We start from the raw sequence: 2,448 nt of genomic DNA on the forward strand, positions 1-2,448 counted from the left end.
CCTATATAGTTAAGATAATCTTTCTTTCATCTAACGTGAAAAAATGAACAATAGACACAAGATTAAGATTGCCCACTGTTATTTATATGTCCGCCTAGGCTAGAACGGTGAATGGCTGTACCTGCTAATTGAAGTAATTCAATACATTTACCCAATTGGAAGAGTATCTGATGTAAATGATTTAATATTCAACACATTTGGGTCTTTTTTGGGGGCATGGATAGGAAATATAGGTAGCAGTGTTAATAGAATTTTAACGCTTCATAATTCAAAAATAACCGATAACTAAAAGATGGGTTATTGTTGAACTAACGGAGTGCTTAACTTCAATAAAGATGCAAAGCATTTTTATTATTCAACTAACGCAGCAGTTTAGTTGAAGATGAGAATGGGAGTTTTTATGTCGCATTTGACACATAAGGTGCAAGAAAAAAAGCCGACGTGATAGCCGGCTGCTAAACAATTAATGATGATTCATGAAATATAAAAACCAAACTGCATGATTTTGTTCATCAGCAGAAGCTTGCGTGAAAGCATCTTTAATAACAGGATTATTAGTACTTCGCGCTATATCGTGATAGAAGTCTACAGTCTCCTGTTCATCTATGAATGCAGCAAGTATCCCACTTTTATAATCTGGAGGACATTGTTTTGTGATATGTGGAGTAGGTTGTTTTCCCGTCAAAAAAATATAAAGATGCCAAAAGGATTCATAGTGTCTGATTTCATCATTTCTGATTTCAAGAATACGATTTTTTATTTCGGCGTTCTGAGCCTGGTTCGCTAATAATTCATAGCAGGCAATTGCTGTATATTCACCATTAATTGCTTTCAAAATGTCGTTTAATACTTCCATGTTTGCAGAAGGCTGCACAGAATTTTGATTCAATTTGCTTTCACTCCTTTTTATCAATATATGGGTACACCATGTTTTGTGGACCTTGGCTTATGGGAGTGAGGGTCTTAGTACGCAGTTCGACYATAATGTGTAATAAAAGAKAAGGTGCTTATTCAACTAACRGGGCAGATAAAGAAGGAACAACAATCGATGGTGAATTAAAAGGAGGAGAGAAATAAAAAGATTTAATTAAAGGCTCTGTTATCGTTTATTGTTGATTTTTACAAAGGAAAACCGCCCATGAGAAGAGCGGTTAAATTATTAGCCAATAAATTGCATCAATAGCTGGTTAAACTTCTCGCGTTCTTCCCAAAAAGGACCATGACCGCTGTATTGAAATGGAACAAGCAGTGAATTTTTTATTAGCGTATTTGTTTCCTGAGCTTTATCAAACGGAACAATTTTATCATGTATTCCGTGAATAATCAGTGTAGGTACTAGTATTTTGTCAAGATCATAGTACACGTTCTCATCTCTTAGTGTCTTCATGACTGCTACAGTCGACCAACCGGCTGCCTGTAATCCTAGCTGAAAAAACCAGTCCGATAATGGGGTGGTAAGATACTGGAAGAAGAAGAGATCATTTAATCCCTGCAACATTTTAGGTCGATCATTAAGTGATCCTGAAATGAACATATTTGCAACTTCTTCTTGAACACTATACGGAGATTGAGCGTCTATGAGGACAAGTTTGGATACTCCATAACCTTGGTGTCGAGCCATATATCGAATCGAGATTGCCCCTCCTGTAGAGTGTCCTGCTAGTGTGAAGTCTTTTAACTGCAACGCGACTACTACTGCATGGATATCATCTGCCAATCTGTCAAAGTTGTAGCCATGGAATGGTTTATCCGAATTACCGAACCCCCTCCAGTCGATGCCTATACATCGATATCCCATTGCTGGAAGAACATCAAACTGATATTCATACTGCTTATGGTTTAATGGCCAACCATGTATAAATAGTATTGTTTTATTTCCCTCCGGGTTTACATCCTCAACATATATCCTTACACCAGGTTCTACAGTAACAAAGTATCCCATGTTGTTCCCTCCCTTTAATTAAAGTGGCATCAACAATAAGATACTCATCTAGGGAAACATAGGTGAATTGCTTGGCTTGTTTAAGCACTCTTCCTACTTCAACTAACGGGGCAGGTTAGTTGAAGAAAGATAAATACATAAAGGAGGTAAAGGATGACGAATGATGAAGAACGATTTAAAGAAATAAACGGATTGACAATTGAAGAACGATTAAAAGTAGCTCGTGGAATGACAAGTGAGGAATGGCACGCAAAACTTGAAGAACTATGTAAAGCTAAAACAGGAATGACTCCCGATGAATGGCTTATTAAACGGTTTACATCTTTGACACCAATTGATTTTCTTAAAAAACAAAATGGAGTTAATTCTGATAATGATGCAACACTGGTTAAGGATTTGCAGGTATTGGGATTAAATGATAGCGTGATAAATGTTTTGTTTGAGTATGTTGTAATTATTAGTAGAATCGGGCTGGTTCACCCGTTGGTAAGAGAAATGGGTGAAAG

At 36.8% G+C, this 2,448-nt stretch carries 4 protein-coding genes; 2 read left to right on the forward strand and 2 right to left on the reverse strand.

Annotated features, from left to right (window positions below):
* Positions 1–127 precede the first annotated feature (127 nt).
* On the forward strand, positions 128–289 hold the full coding sequence (locus AC1DSL_RS17280) for a VanZ family protein (RefSeq protein ID WP_477533169.1): 162 nt from the start codon (positions 128–130) through the stop codon (positions 287–289).
* A gap of 174 nt (positions 290–463) precedes the next feature.
* Here AC1DSL_RS17280 and AC1DSL_RS17285 read toward each other — a convergent pair whose 3' ends face one another.
* Both AC1DSL_RS17285 and AC1DSL_RS17290 read right to left on the reverse strand, forming a co-directional pair.
* Positions 464–856 (reverse strand): ferritin family protein, encoded by a 393-nt coding sequence (locus tag AC1DSL_RS17285; RefSeq protein WP_477533170.1) that lies wholly within the window; start codon positions 854–856, stop codon positions 464–466.
* Positions 857–1,159: 303 nt separating this feature from the next.
* On the reverse strand, positions 1,160–1,942 hold the full coding sequence (locus AC1DSL_RS17290) for an alpha/beta fold hydrolase (RefSeq protein WP_477533167.1): 783 nt from the start codon (positions 1,940–1,942) through the stop codon (positions 1,160–1,162).
* A 153-nt stretch (positions 1,943–2,095) separates the two neighbouring features.
* Between AC1DSL_RS17290 and AC1DSL_RS17295 the strand changes: the two genes are divergently transcribed.
* On the forward strand, positions 2,096–2,448 hold a 353-nt coding region (locus AC1DSL_RS17295), incomplete at its 3' end, for a hypothetical protein (protein ID WP_477533168.1).

The organism is Paenisporosarcina sp. P4_D4, from assembly GCF_056401835.1.

Bases quoted from the DNA above. Each gene is read 5' to 3' on its own strand.
- AC1DSL_RS17285 (WP_477533170.1), bottom strand. From the start codon at position 856: ATGGAAGTATTAAACGACATTTTGAAAGCAATTAATGGTGAATATACA.
- AC1DSL_RS17290 (WP_477533167.1), bottom strand. From the start codon at position 1,942: ATGGGATACTTTGTTACTGTAGAACCTGGTGTAAGGATATATGTTGAG.